The sequence below is a fragment of the Rhizobium sp. 01L410 genome (assembly GCF_056400165.1).
The window spans coordinates 155,231-170,252 of record NZ_JBFTST010000014.1; the positions used below are offsets into that span (position 1 = coordinate 155,231).

Genomic DNA, 15,022 nt, shown 5'->3' on the forward strand with positions numbered 1-15,022 from the left:
TTCCAGAGATGATCAGCAATTCCATCGCGATAAAGCATGTCGGTTTCCTGACACCCGGAAACTACCCCGAAGACGATCCCCATCGCGGGCTCGAAGAGACCCTTCAGCTTCTCAAGCATGGCGAAGAGCTCGGTTTCAACAGCGCCTGGGTCAGGCAGAGACACCTGGAGCCGGGCATCTCCTCGGCGACCGCCTTTCTCGCTGCGGCCACCCAGCGCACCAGCCGGATAGAGCTCGGCACGGCCGTCATCCCGATCGGCTACGAAAGTCCCTACCGGCTGGCCGAAGATCTCTCGACCGTCGATGTCCTCTCCAGGGGGCGGCTCAATGTCGGCCTGAGCGCCGGACGGCCGCTTCATGCCGATCTGATCGGGCCTCTTGCCTTCGACGGTGACTGGGAAAGCCACGATTTCTCGCATGCCCGCGTATTGAGGTTCGCTGACAATCTGAAGGGCAGCTATCTCGGGGACGAAGGGACGCGCATCAAGACGCCGTTCGGTCCGCAGCGTCCACGGCTCAATCCCCATGCGAAGGGACTGATCGACCGCATCTGGTATGGCGGAGGGTCGCTTCGCTCGGCAGCCTGGGCGGCGCAGAACGGCTTCAACCTTCTGATCGGCAATGTGACGACGGGGGAGGAGACCGATGCGTTCTTCGTCGCTCAGGGACGGCAGCTTGAGCGCTACAAAACGTCCGGCGGCGCTGGGCGCCGGGTGGCGCTCGGAAGGGTGATCGTTCCCTTCGACAGTGCCGGCGCGGCAACGCGCAAGCGCTACGCCGCCTATGCCGCAGGCCGTCACGAACGGACGCTCTCGCCGCAGGGGGAACGGCGGACCCTCTTTGCCCGCGATCTCGTCGGGACCGCGGACCAAATTCTGGAGGCGCTGCACGCCGATCCGATCCTGCCGCATGTGGAGGAATTCCGTCTGGAACTTCCTTATGAATTCATCGACGAGGATTACCGGCAGATCCTACACGACTTCGTGACGCTGATCGGTCCCGAACTCGGTTGGCGCGCCCCTGCGCTTCAGCCATTATCGCCGCGCGCCGGTGACGTGAGATCTTTGAAATCAGGATATTAGCAATGACCAAGTCCCTCGAATATTTCTTCTCCATCGGTTCTCCCTGGTCCTATATCGGCCTCGATGCCTTCACCGATATCGCCAAGCGACATGAGGTCGAGATCGAGCCCTTCCTGACCACTGTCATCGAAGAAAACGGCGGCATCTTCTCGCGCAACCGGCCGGAAATCCGCCGCGCCTACTGGATGAGAGACCTGAAGCGCTGGGCGAAGGTGCGCGGCAAGGAGATCTGGCTGGACAAGCGCCCGGAACTCGGCGATCCCACACCTGCTTCCTTTCTGGTAATTGCTGCCTATCTCGACGGCAAGGACTGGGTTGGCGTCACCCGCGCCCTGCAGGCGGCCTATTGGGCCGACGCACGCGATATCGGCAAACCTGAGGTCCGCGCCGAAGTGGTCACCAGAGGCGGCTTTGACGGCGAGGCACTGTTGAAGCGCCAAGGCGATGACGACGTTCAGAAGAAATGGAGCCGCGACCGGGAGCGCGCCCGAAACAGCGGCGTCTTCGGTTTCCCGACATTCATCTATGACGGCGAGACCTATTGGGGTCAGGACAATTTGCCGTTCCTGGAAAGGCATTTCGAGGGCGACAGACCCTGACGGCGGGCGTTCCGAGCGCATTTGCGTTGCCATCCGATAGAAGGGGAAGCGGTGCGAAACGCCTCTTGAACCGGCCTCGTGCCGTCGCCAAATTCCTCTAGCCGCAACCCGTTCAGCCGCACGCAATCATGGTCAGGTTCATTGACTGAGAAACAGCTTCACCTTGGCGCCTTCATGCGCCCCGTCAGCCTCCACACCGGAGCCTGGCGCTATCCCGGCTCCTATCCGGACGCCAATTTCAACTTCGGGCATATCGTCTCCTTCGCCCAGAAGCTCGAGGCCGCGAAGTTCGATGCGTTTTTCATGGCCGACCATCTCGCGGTCCTGAATATGCCCGAGGAGGCTTTGAAACGCAGCCATACGGTGACGTCCTTCGAGCCTTTCACCTTGCTCTCGGCGCTGGCGGCGCTGACGAGCCGCATCGGCCTTGTCGCCACCGCGTCGACGACATTCGACGAGCCCTATCACGTGGCGCGGCGCTTCGCCTCGCTCGATCATATCAGCGCCGGCCGCGCCGGCTGGAACATCGTCACGACGGCCAATCCGGATGCCGCCCTCAATTTCGGGCTCGAGGAGCACGTCGCCCACGGTGAGCGCTATGAACGCGCCCGCGAGTTCTACGACGTCGTTACCGGCTTGTGGGACAGTTTCGAGGACGATGCCTTCATTCGCGACGTCAAAAGCGGCGAATATTTCGATCTCGCCAAAATGCATGTCCTCAATCACAAAGGCCCCGAACTTTCGGTGCGAGGCCCGCTCAACATCGCCCGGCCGCCGCAGGGCTGGCCGGTGATCGTCCAGGCCGGACAATCCGAGCCCGGCCGCCAGCTTGCCGCCGAGACCGCAGAAGTGGTTTTCTGCGCGCCGCGCGATCTTGCCACCGGACAGGCGCTCTATGCCGATATCAAAGGGCGGATGGCCAGGCTTGGGCGCGACCCGGGGCACCTGAAGATCCTGCCGGCGGCATTCGTGGTGATCGCAGACACGATCGAAGAGGCGAAGGCCAGGCGCGCGGACCTCGACAGCCTGGTTCACTACGACAGCGCGATCGCCTCGCTTTCCATCGCGCTTGGTCATGACGCGTCGAAATTCGATCCCGACCAGCCGCTTCCGGATGTGCCGGAAACCAATGCCAGCAAGAGCGGCCGCGAGCAGGTGATCAGGCTCGCCCGCCAGGAGCAGCTGACCGTTCGCCAGCTGGCGCAGCGCTACGGCGGCTATTCAGGCCTCGCCTTTGTAGGAACGCCGGCGACAATCGCAGACGAGATGGCGGAATGGTTGCACAGCCGCGGATCCGACGGTTTCAACGTCGTCTTCCCCTATCTGCCGCAGGGGCTCGATGACGTTGTCGATCGCCTTGTTCCCGAGCTGCAGCGCCGCGGGCTATTCCGCTCGGAATATGAAGGCGCTACGCTGCGCGATCATCTCGGGCTGCCGCGGCCGAAAAGCCGTTACCTTTGACCCTGGGCGGTCTGCGCCCAATTCTACCGGAACCCGATCTGCACCGGATGCGTTTGCTCTTGGCATTTGAGGGATTTGAATGATCTACGACGCGGTACTGGTGGGGTCCGGTTTTTCGGCCATAGCAACGCTCTGCAACCTCATCGAACTTCTTCCCGTAACGGCGGCGGTTGCCGTTATTGGGGATGATCCGGGTTTCGGCCGCGGAACGGCCTATCGCTCGGAACTCTATCTTCACCGGTTGAACGTGCCTGCGGGCCGCATGAGCCTGTTTCCCGACAGGCCGGACGGGTTCGTCGAATGGCTTGCGGAGCGAAAGCGGCCTCTCCGGGAAGGCGACTTTGCCTCCCGTCAGGATTATGGCCTCTATGTTCGCGACAGTCTTGCAGCCCTGCTGCGCAGCAAGCGCTCGCAATGCAAGGTCGATTTCATCAGGGCCAAGGCGACGGGTTGCGTCGAGCGCTACAATGCTACGCTCGGCTTTCTGCTCGACAATGGCGGCGAGATTGCCGGGCGCAACGTTGTGCTGTGTCTTGGTGTCGGCAATGCACCGCTGCCCGTGAAGATTTCCGGCTTGTCCGGCGAGGCGAAGGACAGGGTGATCGAGAATCCGTGGCGACTGTCCTGGCTGAGGCGGGTCGGCCTTAATGACCGTGTGTGCATACTCGGCTCCGGGCTGACGATGATCGACCAGGTTCTGGCCCTCCACGCCCGCGGTTTTCGCGGCAAGATCGACGTTCTCTCGAGGCGCGGCCTCGTTCCGCACGGCCACGCGAAAACGCCGGAGCCGCCGGCCGATTTCGATCCCGCGACCCTGCCTGCAACGATGAGCGCGCTTCTCCACCGTCTGCGCAGGGAAAGCCGGGTTGCGGGTGATTGGCGCTCTGTCATGGACCGGTTGCGCCCACACACCCAGGCCCTGTGGGCTCGTTTGCCGGCATCCGAGCGCGGCCGTTTCCTCCGTCACGCGCTGCCATGGTGGAACATCCACCGTCATCGCGTGGCGCCCGATGTCCATGCCAGGTTCCAACAGTTGCTGACGAGCGGCCAGGTCGCTGTGCATGCCGGTTTTCTGTCGGGTGTCGCCGGGCGCGAAGGCGGGCTCGCCATCAGCTATCGACCGAAGGGGACGCGGTACATCGAGAGCCTCGACACCGGTTGGCTGATCAATTGTACGGGCGTCGAGAGGGCAGGGATCTCGCATTCTCCCCTTCTTGCGGAGATGAGGCGTCAGGGCCTCATCAAGGCCGATCCGCAGGGACTCGGCATCGCCGTCGACCACGGTTCGAAGGTGATCGGAGACGTCGCCGTCAATGCGCAAGTCTATGCAGTAGGCGCGCTCACGGCAGGGCAGTTCTGGGAAATCACCGCCGTTCCCGATATTCGCGTCCAGGCGCGCGCGGTTGCGTCCGAAGTCGTCGCGGCAGTCGCATCACCTGCTGCAGCCGCCCACTCAGCGCCCGCGTGATGCCTTCGGATTGGCAACCGGCAGATAGGACAATGGAAGCTCGGTGGTGAATTTCAGTTCCTGCATGGCAAAGCGCGAGCTGACATCGCCGATCTCGACCTTGGCCACCAACCGCTTGTAGAAGGCGTCATAGCCTGCCACATCGGGCACGACGACGCGCATCAGATAATCGACATCGCCGCTCATGCGGTAGAATTCGACAACCTCGGGGAAACTCGCCACCACCTCGGAAAACCGGCGCAGCCACTCGGGGGAATGGCTCCTGACGCGAATGGAGACGAAGACCGTCACCGCAGCGTTGATCTTTGCCGCATCGAGAAGCGCCACCCGGCGGCGGATGATCTTTTCCTCCTCGAGCTTCTGCACCCGTCGCCAGCAGGGCGTCGTCGATATGCCGACGGCCTTTGCAAGCTCGGGGCCGGGAATGTCCGCATTGTTCTGCAGTTGCGCCAAAATCTTGCGGTCGACTCTATCCATATTGTCCTCTGGCCTTGCCTGTTCGCCGTTCGCAATTGGACTGGCTCTACCGCTTCAGCAGCGGCAGAAGCTTGTCTCCCTGGCGCTTGATCTCTCCGAGATAAGGTGTGTCCGAGAGCACGAAATGCGTGATGCCGAGCGCCTCGTATTTGCGCAGCGATGCGGCGACGTCTTCGGCTGAGCCGACGAGCCAAGTCGTGCCCGCGCCGCCGCCGCCGAATTTGCCCGGCGCGGTGTAGAGATTGTCGTCGAGCACATCGCCGCGTTCATGGAGTTCCAGCAGGCGGCGCTGGCCGACGGCGACGGTGCGGCGATGGTCCTGCCAGTTGCCGCCCTGGCCGGCCGCCATTTCGGCAACCTTCTTTTCGGCGTCGGCCCAGGCTTCCTCCCGCGTATCCCTGACGAGGGTCGTGATCCTCAGGCCGAATTCCAGCGGTGCGAGATCTCGGTCGAGGTCGCGGCTCAGCGTCTTCAATCTCTCGATGCGCTCCTTCACGCCCTCGAGCGGTTCGCCCCAGAAAAGCTGGACGTCAGCCTCCGTCGCCGCCACTTTCTCGGCAGCCTCGGAGGCGCCGCCGAAATAGAGCTTGGGATGGCGGCGCCCGGCGCGCTCTGCAATGCGCGGCTGAACGGTGGAGCCTTCGACGCTGAAATGCTCGCCTGCAGCGGTGACGTTCTCTTCGGTCCACAGGCGGCGGACGAGGCGCATGAATTCCTTCGTGCGGGCGTAGCGGTGCGCCTGATCGCCCTCGCTGTCGCCGTAGGCCGCAAGATTGTCCTGGCCGGAGACGATGTTCACGCGGACGCGCCCTCCGCTCAGGTGATCGAGCGTTGCGGCAGCCGAGGCGAAATTCGCCGGGCGCCAATAGCCGGGGCGGATGGCGATCAGCGGCTCGAAGGTCGCCGTGCGTGCCGTCAGCGCGGCTGCGACGGTGAACGTGTCCGGCCGCCCCCAGCCGGTACCGATCAGCGCGCCCTTCCAGCCATGATCTTCAAGCGCGCGGGCGTGTTCCGTCAGCGTCTCCAAACTGTTGTGATTGACGGTCGCGCTGTCGCCGCGGTGACCGGCTGTGACATCGTTAGGTATGTACCAGAGGAATTCGGAACTATCGGTCATGCGTCTGCCTGCTTGTCGATCTGAGTGATTGTATCGGATGGCCGGGCGGCGCGGCTTATTTGAGCGGAAAGCCGAGCTTGCGAATGACGCCCTTCAGCACGTGCCTGCCATTGAGCGCAGCGACAGTGCCGATGCGCTTTCCGACCTGCTCGGTCCAGTCGATCCTCGGCATGGACTGTTCCGCCTGGAATGTGGAGAGCGCCTGATTGTAGTCGCCAAGAAGAGCCCGATGCGCGGACGGATCGTAGCGATTGCGATGAACGACCGCCGCCTGGGCGAGACGTGGTTTGACATCCGCAGGACGGGCGGGATCGGGATAGCCGACGGTCAGGCCGAAAACCGGGAATACCCCGTCAGGCAGCCCGAGCGCCTGTGATACGGCTTCGGGATCGTTGCGGATGGCGCCGATATAACAGGTGCCGAAGCCGAGGGATTCCAAAGCGACGACGGCATTTTGTGCCGCGAGAGCGGCATCGATGACCCCCAGCAGAAAACTTTCGACATAGTCGAGACCTTCGGTGGTGCTGCCCCGTTCTTCCGCGATGCTACGCGGCCGGGCAAGATCGGCAAGCCAGACCAGGAGAAGTGGCGCTTGCGTAATCTGCCGCTGATTACCGGCGACGGCGTTCAGCCTGTGCTTGATATCCTTGTCCTCGACGGCAACCACGCTCCAGGCCTGCAGGTTCGAGGAACTGGCCGCCGACTGCGCCGCCGCGACGGCGATATCGATGACATCAGCCGGGACCGCCTGCGGACGATAGTCGCGGACGCTGCGGTGGGACAGGATTGCCTCGAGCGCTTCGTTCCACGGGGCCGACAGCGTCTGGCCGTTGCGATAGCGGCTGGCGGCCAGCGTGGTCAGCCTGTTGTGATCCGGTGTGACGGGCGCGGACAAAGTCATTCAGATCTCCTCAAGCGGTGCGGCGGTCGCACGGACGTGACGGGACCATGCCCGCTCGGGCGCGGGCTTTCCAATTACAAAAGTTCCTTCAATGCGCCGGAAATAGAATATAATTTCTATAGATTATTCTGATCTGATCGCGCTGAGCACGCATGACGGCATTGGCGATGCGCTGGGGGATCTGATCGAGGCCGGACGCGCCGCTTCGCGTCATCCGGCATTCCGTAGCGGCGCGATCGTTTATCATCTTTTCGAGAGATATGATTGCACTCGCTGCGAAATATGCGACGTTGTCTCATTGGGGCGGTTCGGCCGTCTCGATGACAATAGCCGTTTGAAATCGAGCAAAAAGCGCGCGTGAAACGCAGCGCGATGGGGAGAGAACAATGGCAGATGCAGAAATGATGTTGCAGATGACCGGCAAGGCAGGTTTCATCGCTGCTCTCGACCAGAGCGGCGGATCGACGCCTGGCGCCCTGCGTCTCTACGGCATTGCCGACAGCGATTATGGCAGCGAGGAGGAGATGTTCCGCCTCATGCACGAGATGCGCGTCCGGATCATGACCGCTCCCGCCTTCTCCGGCGACAAGGTGATCGGCGCCATCCTCTTCGAGAAGACCATGGATGGGGAAGCCAGAGGAAAGGCGGTTCCTTCGTTTCTCTGGGAGGAGCGGGGCGTGGTGCCGTTTCTCAAGGTCGACAAGGGTCTTGCTGCCGAAGAAAACGGTGTGCAGGTGATGAAGCCGATGCCCGATCTGGATGCGCTGCTCGATCGCGCCGTGAAGAAGGGGATATTCGGGACGAAGATGCGCTCGGTGATCGCCAATGCCGACCGCACCGGCATCGCCGCCGTCGTCAAGCAGCAATTCGCGATCGGCCGGCAGATCCTCGGCTATGGCCTGGTGCCGATTATCGAGCCTGAGGTCTCTATCAAGAGCCCGACCAAGCAGGAAGCCGAAGCCATTCTGCTGGATGAGATCACCCGCGAGCTCGATGCCCTGCCATCTGGCGAACGGGTCATGATCAAGCTGACCATCCCGACGGTTGCGGATATCTACAAGCCACTCATCGACCACAAGTCCGTTGCCCGGGTCGTGGCGCTTTCGGGCGGATACAGCCGCGCCGACGCCTGCGAAAAGCTCAGCCACAACCACGGAATGATCGCCAGTTTCTCCCGCGCCCTGACGGAAGATCTGCGGGTGACGATGAGCGACGCGGAGTTCGATTCCAGTCTCGCCAGGACCATCGACCAGATCTACACAGCGAGCGCCACGAAAATCTAGGCGCCTGCAGCAAATCTTGGCACGGGCTGCGCTGCTTCAAAAAAAGGAGCGGCGCAGATCTGCCGTTAATCTATCCCTTCACAGCGCCTGCAGTCATCGAGCCGGAGATTTGCCGGTACATGAGAAGGCCGAGCAGGGCGGGCGGAAGCGCGCCGAGCGCCATGACGGCCGAGGCCACGCCCCATTGCACGCCGCCGCCGCTGGCGGCGAAGAAAAAGGAGGCGCCGACCGTCATCGGCACGGCCTTGTTGGTCGTCAGCATCAGGCCGAACAGGAATTCGTTCCAGGCGGTGATGAACCCGAAGATGAACGCGGTGACGAGCGCTGGACGGATCACCGGCGCGATGACGCTCACCATCGCCTGAAACGACGAGGCGCCGTCGATCCGTGCCGCCTCGTCGAGTTCCAGCGGCACGTCATTGATGGCGTTGACCAGCATGACAAGCGCAAGCGGGATGTTGACGATCGTCAGGATCAGGCCAAGGCCGATCTGGGTGTCGAGGAGACCCAGCCACTGATACATCATGTAGAGCGGGATCGCGAAGATGATTAGCGGAACGGCGCGCAGGTTGATCACCAGCGGCATCAGCACCCGCCGTCCCACCTCGCTGCGGGCAATCGCATAGGCTGCCGGCAAGCAGAGAAGGATCGCAAGCCCGGTTCCGAGCACAGCGGCGATCGTGCTGTTCAGCAGGTAGGAATAGATGTTGAAGCGATCCGTCTGCCTCAGGATGCTTGCATAGTTTGCAAGCGTTGGCTCGCTGATCCACAGGCCGGCATTGCTGGAAAGCTCGCGGGCGCTCTTGAACGAGGTGACGAGGGTTACGATGATCGGGAAGTTCATCGCCGCCGCGGCAATGGCGAAGACGGTCCAGCGAAGAGCGTTGATCATGTTGCTTTCCTCCGGCGCCCGGCGAGCCAGTTCAGGCCGTGAAGCACGGCAAGCGACGCGACGAAAAGCACGACCGAAGCGGCCACGGCCTTGCCGATCGAGCCATCCTTGAAGAAGGACTGATAGATATAGATGGATAGCGACGTGGTGGAGCCGCCGGCGCCGCTTCCGGTCAGCGCGTAGACATTGTCGAACACGCGGAAGCCGTCGATGAAACGGATGAAGAAGGCGATGACCAGCGTCGGCATCATCAGCGGCAGGTCGATCCACCACAGGATACGCCAGGCCGATGCACCGTCGAGCGCAGCTGCCTCGCGCACATCGAGCGGAATGGCCGAATAGGCGACGTAGAAGAGCAGAATGGCGAATGGCGTCCACTGCAGCGCTTCGATGACGACAAGCGTCTTGAAGGCATTGTTGACGTCGAGAAAGGCAGGGCTGTCGCCGAACCAGAGAAAGAGATAGTAGGGCACCGGCCCGGCGAATTCATGCAGCACGAGCCGGTACATCAGGCCGATCATCGCAGGCGCGACCATTAGAGGCAGCATCAGCGGGGCCATCAGAGCCGAACGCTTCGCCAGCAGCGGCGCGAGGAAGATCGCCAGAAACAGGCCGATCACACATTCTGCAATTGCCGTCAGCATCCCGAAGCGGAAGGAAAAGAAGGTCGCCTGCCGGAAGCCGCGGTCCTGGATGACTGCAAGATAATTCCCGAAGCCCGTGATCGTGGGGCTGCGCAGGTTCTGGAAGCTGACGGTCGAGACCGAATAGACCAGATTGACGAGGGCCGGAAAGCCCAGGAAGAGCAACAGGAAGCCGATCAGCGGCGCCAGATAAGCCCTGCCTTCGGCACGTGATACGATAGCCATTGCGGTCCGCCGGATGGGAGGGATGCCGGGCTCGCCCGGCATCCGGTACAAGGTTACTTCTTGAGGAGATCCTGCATGCCGGCCTTTGTATGGGCAAGCGCGTCCTCAAGGCTTTGCTGGCCCGACCAGTAGCCGGTGAATTCCTTGGCCTGCAGCTCATATACGGAGAGTGCATTGGCCGAGGTGGCGCCGTTCATCACATAGCCGTATTTGCTGGCAAATTCGCCAAGCTTGACGAGATCTGGCCGCTCCGAAGCGATCTTCGCCACGACCTCGGGCGTCAAGGCCGGCGAACCGCCGCCGCGGGCATAGGTCAACGCCGCATCTTCGGTTGCCAGCCATTTCAGGAACTTGACGGCGCCTTCCTTGTTCTTGGCATTCTTGTTGAGGCCAAGACCAAGGCCGTGGATATGATCGGCGCGGCCGTTCGGGCCGGCCGGCGGCGCGACGATGCCGGTAACGCCGGCCACAGCCGGAGACTTCTCGGCATTGGTCAGGTCGGCGGCCGCGGCGTTCCACTGCAGCGCGGTGGCTGCCTGACCGGCGGCAAAGGCGGCGTTGGTTTCCGGATATTCGTAGCTTAGCGAATCCTTCGGCGAGGCACCGGCATCATAGAGCGTCTTGTAGAGCTGCAATCCGGTCTTGTAGGCGTCGGAATCGACCGTCACATTGCCGCTGGCATCCATCCAGTCTCCACCATAGGATCGCGGCAGGGACTGGAAGACCATCATGTTGAAGAGCAGGTTCTTCATCTGCAGCACGGTGCCATAGCGAACCGGGCTATCGGGATTGGCCTGCTTCGAGAAGTAGAGTGCGGTCGCCGCCCAGTCGTCCCAGGTCCAGCTGTCTGGATCCTTCGGCTGCAGATCCTTGCCGAGAACCTTTTTGGCGAGCTCGGAATAGGTCTTCTTCGCCGCATCGTCCTTCAGCAGCGCGTCGATCAGGTCCTTGCGGTAATACATGAAGTGAAGCGAAAGGTCGGTCGGCACGCCATACTGCTTGCCGTCGAACTGCATTGTCTTGAGAACGGAATCGCCGAAGACCTTGGCGGCATCCGGTCCGAGATCGACCGGCTCCATGTAGGGCGCGTAACGGCCGATCGAATAGGTGGCGACGAGGTTGATGTCGAAGGCGCTCGAACCGGCCGCCATATCGGCCTGCAGCTTGTCGTAGAAGCCGTCGCGGTTGAAGAACAGCAGTTCGACCTTGTCGGCATCGGCAGCGGTCTTGTTATAGGCGTCGACGGTCCCGCGCAGCGCCGTTTCTTCCGATCCGCCGGGCCATCCGAGCACGGTCACCGTTGCATTGGCGAGACCTGGCAGGGCGGCACTCGCAAGAAGCGCGGCGAGAGCCGGAGCGATTATCTTTTGCAGTTTCATCGTTGTTCCCTTTCTTTGTTTAGCTTGATTATCCGGTGGTCTTCAGCGGTGCTGCCGCGCAAGGTCGGCAACGCCGATAATGCCTGCGTGACTGCCGAGTTCAGCGGGGGCGAGCTCGGGCCTGATCCTTGACCTGAGGTCAGCGACCTGACCGCGCACCCGATCGAGATATCCGGGGGCAAGGCCGATGCCGCCGCCGATGACAATGCGTCGGGGGTCGAACATCAGCTTGATATCCCGGCAGAGCAGTGCGACCTGGGCGGCGGATTCCTCGACAATGGCTGTGGCCCATGCCGATCCGGCCGCGGCTTCGGTAAAGACCGTGATGGCGTCCGCCTCATGTCCGGCGCGCTTCGCCTGTCTGGCGATCCAGAGGCCCGAGGTCGTATCTTCAAGAGGCTCGGCTCCATGCGAGGCCATGCGGGTCAAGCCGAAATGACCGGCAAGGCCCGGCAGAAGCTTGCCATTGGCGACGATACCGCCGCCGATGCCGGTGGAGATTGTCAGGAAGACGATATCCTCTCCCTTGCCAGCACCGAACCGGTATTCACCCCAGGCGGCCGCCTGGGCATCGTTGATGGCTGAGACCGGTGTGCCGAGCCGGGCGGCGGCGCGATCGATCAGCGGATAATTGTCCGGAATTCCAAGCGTCACCGGGTTCATTGCCGACCAGCAGCCATCCTCGACGAAACCGGTGACGGCGATGCCTGCGTGTGAGAATTGGCCGCGCCATCCGTCAATCTCGGCGGCAATCGCGTCAAGCCAGGCGTCGGGTCCTTGATCGCGCAGCGTCGGGACAACGCGTTGGTCGATAACCGCTCGGCCCTGGACCAGAGCCGCCAAGGTCTTGGTGCCGCCGATGTCGATGGCAAGCACCGGCCTGCCATTGGCCTCGCGAGCGGAAAATGCGGCCGCTATGGCCTCATGGAACCAGGCTGTCGCATGTTCTGTGCGCGTGATCGCCGAGCCGACCACGACGGCAAGGGCGCCGGCGGCAGCGGCCTGTTCAGCCTGTTCCGGCGTGCGGATGCGGCCCTCCGCGATCACGAAGGGGGTGAGTGCGCGCATGGCAGCAATCAGCGCGATATCGGGTTCGATTGGCTCCGGTCCGCCGGCATAGCCCGACAGGGTCGTCCCGACGAAGTCGACACCGGCGGCAAGCGCCTGCCTGGCATCCTCGAGCGAGGAACAGTCGGCCATCGTCAGCTTGCCCCTGGTCTTGGCCGCAGCAATCAGGGCATCGATCGAAGCGGGGCGGATACGGTCCGTGGCGTCGAACGCGATGATATCGGCACCGGCATCGGCAAGCGCCTCGACATCGGCAACGAAGGGCGTGATGCGCACCGGGCTGCCATCGAGATCGCGCTTGACGATGCCGATAATCGGCACGGCGACATGCGGGCGGGCAGCCTTCACATAATCGACGGATTCGATGCGCACTGCCGCAGCACCCGCGGCTGCAGCCGCATTTGCAAAACCGATGACGAACCGGGCATCATCCATCGGGCCATCGGGAACCGGCTGGCAGGAAACGATGAGGCTGTTCTTGAGGTCTTCGCGCTGCACGGGATGCTCCATTTCGGGCATCACGATATCTTTAAAATACCAGATGGCAACCAGTTTATAACTGGTATTATCGCTGCAATTCGAAGACGAAGTCGTAGACCTCGCCCTTGTACCGCGTCTCGCAGAGCTCGACGATCTGGCCGTCCGCCAGGAAGCAACGGCGCTCGGTGACAAGAAGCGGGGCGCCGGGATCGCAATTCAGGTGAACTGCGTCGTCGGCTGACGCGGCACGCGACCGCATGCGCTGGACCGCGCGCTCGGGCATGAAGCCACGGTCCTGGAGAACGGTGTAGAGCGATTGGTCGATCAAATCGGGGGAGGGAACGAAGCGCACCGGGACGACCGACGTTTCCACGGCGATCGGAAGTCCGTTGGCCGTTCGCACCCGTTTCATCCGGATGACATTGGCGTTTCCGGCAATGCCGAGCGCCATCATCTCGGTGGAGGACGCACGGCTGATCTGCTTCGATATCCAAATGCATCCAGGCACTTGCCCGCGGGCGCTGATATCTTCCGAGAAGCTCGTCAGCGTCGACATCGACTTTTCGACACGCGATCCGATTTCCGTCTTCGAGCCGTGCCGGCGGCTGAGCAGTCCTTCCTGTTCGAGAAGGGAGAGGGCTTTGCGGACGGTAACCCGTGAGAGCGACAGGGAACCGGCAATCACGCGTTCGCCGGGCAGCACGCTCCCGGATTGAAAGGCCTGCGTCTGGATGGCCTGTTCGATCGCCAGCTTCAGCCGCTTGTACAAGGGAATATCGAGGGGTATTTGCGCCAGAGATTTCTCGATGGCGGTGACGACCTGGTTCTCGGGCATAAAAATTCCGCCAACTTCCCTGTAAAAAATCCTCTGGACTTATACTGGTATTATCTTCCGGGCACGAAGGAATGGCAAGAGCGCAATGGCGGCAGGGAGAGTTGACGCCGCGAAGGGCGTCAGCTCGTTGATGTCAACGGCGAAGAGCCGGGCAGCCGCGCGCATTGGCAAAGCTGATTTCATCCGGGCCGCGGCGCGTCCAGCCCTGAATGACGACGCGGCGCGGCGTGATGTCGACGACATGCGCGCGCCGGAAACCAAAGTCCCGGGCGCGGTCTTCAGCCAGGCGTGGATCGCAGCCACGCGACGGGCGGCCATAGCCGGGTGGCGGCGGGGGCGGCCTGTTCCAATCCTGTTGGGGAGCGAAGCGCGGAGGCGGTGCCCGGCCGTATTCGTCGTAATACTGCGCCGAGGCGAAGCCGGCCGTTGAAATGAAAGCGCTCACCGCAAGCAGTGCGCCAAGGGCAATTTTGGTGCGTTTGATCATGAATGGGTCTCGAATCCTGTCTTTTGCGCGGACACGATAAAACGGCATTCGTGGCGAACTCATGGCTGGGATCGGGTGAAACGTGGGCTTGAATCAAAGCCTCTGCGGTCGCTGTTTCGAGCGACGTTGCTGGGACGTCGCCGCCAACAGCGCATTATACCCTCTTGTCATCGACGGGCCCGTCATTGTCTTGGATGCCGACCTTGCCATTGGATAGTCGACCGCGAGTTCCATAAGATAGATTATGCGATTTTGATGTGTAGCGGCATTTTAGAGATGCGACATATAGGCTAGTTGAGATGCGACAGTCGTCGCTTCTTGGGATGCTAGCTGAACGTCAGCATTGGGAAGCAAGACAAGCGACGTGCATCGTGGTCGAGGCCATTTATGTTCGGAGTCGTCATGTCSTGTTTGATTGTSATGTCGCAGAAGGAATTGCATCGTCTTGAACATATTCGGCAGGTTCGCCAAGGCAGCCTGACGGTCACGCGGGCGGCTGAGCTACTTGGGCTCAGTCGCAGCCAAGTCCATCGGCTGTTGCAGGCCTATGATCTGGACGGGCTCGACGGTCTCGTCTCGAAGAAGCGCGGCCGCCCGAGCAACCGGCGCCACAGTGAGGATTTC

The 15,022-nt window shown here is 62.1% G+C and carries 15 protein-coding genes; 6 read left to right on the forward strand and 9 right to left on the reverse strand.

Annotated features, from left to right (window positions below; genetic code table 11):
• Nucleotides 1–8 precede the first annotated feature (8 nt).
• The 4 genes from AC1DV9_RS25415 to AC1DV9_RS25430 all read left to right on the forward strand — a co-directional run bounded on the left by AC1DV9_RS25415 (nucleotide 9) and on the right by AC1DV9_RS25430 (nucleotide 4,610).
• Nucleotides 9–1,082, forward strand: coding sequence for an LLM class flavin-dependent oxidoreductase (locus AC1DV9_RS25415; RefSeq protein ID WP_477950443.1), 1,074 nt, complete (start codon nucleotides 9–11; stop codon nucleotides 1,080–1,082).
• 2 nt (nucleotides 1,083–1,084) lie between these two features.
• The gene (locus tag AC1DV9_RS25420) at nucleotides 1,085–1,681 is read left to right on the forward strand and encodes a DsbA family protein (protein WP_477950444.1); all 597 of its coding nucleotides are present in this window, start codon (nucleotides 1,085–1,087) and stop codon (nucleotides 1,679–1,681) included.
• A gap of 141 nt (nucleotides 1,682–1,822) precedes the next feature.
• Nucleotides 1,823–3,142 carry an LLM class flavin-dependent oxidoreductase gene (locus AC1DV9_RS25425; protein ID WP_477950446.1) on the forward strand — a complete coding sequence of 440 codons (1,320 nt, stop codon included), beginning with the start codon at nucleotides 1,823–1,825 and terminating at the stop codon, nucleotides 3,140–3,142.
• 79 nt (nucleotides 3,143–3,221) lie between these two features.
• Complete coding sequence (locus tag AC1DV9_RS25430) at nucleotides 3,222–4,610, forward strand: FAD/NAD(P)-binding protein (RefSeq protein ID WP_477950447.1); 1,389 nt, start codon at nucleotides 3,222–3,224, stop codon at nucleotides 4,608–4,610.
• Here the strand turns inward: AC1DV9_RS25430 and AC1DV9_RS25435 are convergent.
• From AC1DV9_RS25435 to AC1DV9_RS25445, 3 genes are read right to left on the reverse strand one after another with little or no spacing between them, the layout of a single operon-like run.
• Nucleotides 4,596–5,087 carry an Lrp/AsnC family transcriptional regulator gene (locus AC1DV9_RS25435; protein ID WP_112389936.1) on the reverse strand — a complete coding sequence of 164 codons (492 nt, stop codon included), beginning with the start codon at nucleotides 5,085–5,087 and terminating at the stop codon, nucleotides 4,596–4,598. The two genes, AC1DV9_RS25430 and AC1DV9_RS25435, sit on opposite strands and share 15 nt — an antisense overlap.
• 46 nt (nucleotides 5,088–5,133) lie before the next feature.
• Entirely contained in the window at nucleotides 5,134–6,204 is a 1,071-nt protein-coding gene (locus tag AC1DV9_RS25440) for an LLM class flavin-dependent oxidoreductase (RefSeq protein WP_477950448.1), read from the reverse strand.
• A gap of 55 nt (nucleotides 6,205–6,259) precedes the next feature.
• On the reverse strand, nucleotides 6,260–7,105 hold the full coding sequence (locus tag AC1DV9_RS25445; RefSeq protein ID WP_477950450.1) for an NADPH-dependent oxidoreductase: 846 nt from the start codon (nucleotides 7,103–7,105) through the stop codon (nucleotides 6,260–6,262).
• A gap of 386 nt (nucleotides 7,106–7,491) precedes the next feature.
• Between AC1DV9_RS25445 and AC1DV9_RS25450 the strand changes: the two genes are divergently transcribed.
• Nucleotides 7,492–8,388, forward strand: a complete 897-nt coding sequence (locus tag AC1DV9_RS25450; protein ID WP_477950452.1) for a fructose bisphosphate aldolase — start codon at nucleotides 7,492–7,494, stop codon at nucleotides 8,386–8,388.
• 70 nt (nucleotides 8,389–8,458) lie between these two features.
• Here the strand turns inward: AC1DV9_RS25450 and AC1DV9_RS25455 are convergent, their stop codons facing one another.
• The 6 genes from AC1DV9_RS25455 to AC1DV9_RS25480 all read right to left on the reverse strand — a co-directional run bounded on the left by AC1DV9_RS25455 (nucleotide 8,459) and on the right by AC1DV9_RS25480 (nucleotide 14,398).
• The gene (locus AC1DV9_RS25455; RefSeq protein ID WP_477950454.1) at nucleotides 8,459–9,280 is read right to left on the reverse strand and encodes a carbohydrate ABC transporter permease; all 822 of its coding nucleotides are present in this window, start codon (nucleotides 9,278–9,280) and stop codon (nucleotides 8,459–8,461) included.
• Entirely contained in the window at nucleotides 9,277–10,149 is an 873-nt protein-coding gene (locus AC1DV9_RS25460; RefSeq protein ID WP_477950455.1) for a carbohydrate ABC transporter permease, read from the reverse strand. The genes AC1DV9_RS25455 and AC1DV9_RS25460 overlap by 4 nt, the downstream gene beginning before the upstream one ends.
• Before the next feature lie 53 nt (nucleotides 10,150–10,202).
• Nucleotides 10,203–11,528, reverse strand: coding sequence for an extracellular solute-binding protein (locus AC1DV9_RS25465; RefSeq protein WP_477950457.1), 1,326 nt, complete (start codon nucleotides 11,526–11,528; stop codon nucleotides 10,203–10,205).
• 42 nt (nucleotides 11,529–11,570) lie between these two features.
• Nucleotides 11,571–13,115 carry a putative N-acetylmannosamine-6-phosphate 2-epimerase gene (locus AC1DV9_RS25470; protein WP_477950459.1) on the reverse strand — a complete coding sequence of 515 codons (1,545 nt, stop codon included), beginning with the start codon at nucleotides 13,113–13,115 and terminating at the stop codon, nucleotides 11,571–11,573.
• Nucleotides 13,116–13,161: 46 nt separating this feature from the next.
• Nucleotides 13,162–13,911: a GntR family transcriptional regulator gene (locus AC1DV9_RS25475; RefSeq protein WP_477950461.1), complete on the reverse strand. Its 750-nt coding sequence runs from the start codon at nucleotides 13,909–13,911 to the stop codon at nucleotides 13,162–13,164.
• Nucleotides 13,912–14,044: 133 nt separating this feature from the next.
• Entirely contained in the window at nucleotides 14,045–14,398 is a 354-nt protein-coding gene (locus AC1DV9_RS25480; RefSeq protein WP_477950463.1) for a hypothetical protein, read from the reverse strand.
• Nucleotides 14,399–14,800: 402 nt separating this feature from the next.
• On the opposite strand from AC1DV9_RS25480, the gene AC1DV9_RS25485 reads away from it, so the two are divergent.
• A partial coding sequence (locus AC1DV9_RS25485; protein WP_477950464.1) for a helix-turn-helix domain-containing protein occupies nucleotides 14,801–15,022 on the forward strand: 222 nt, incomplete at its 3' end.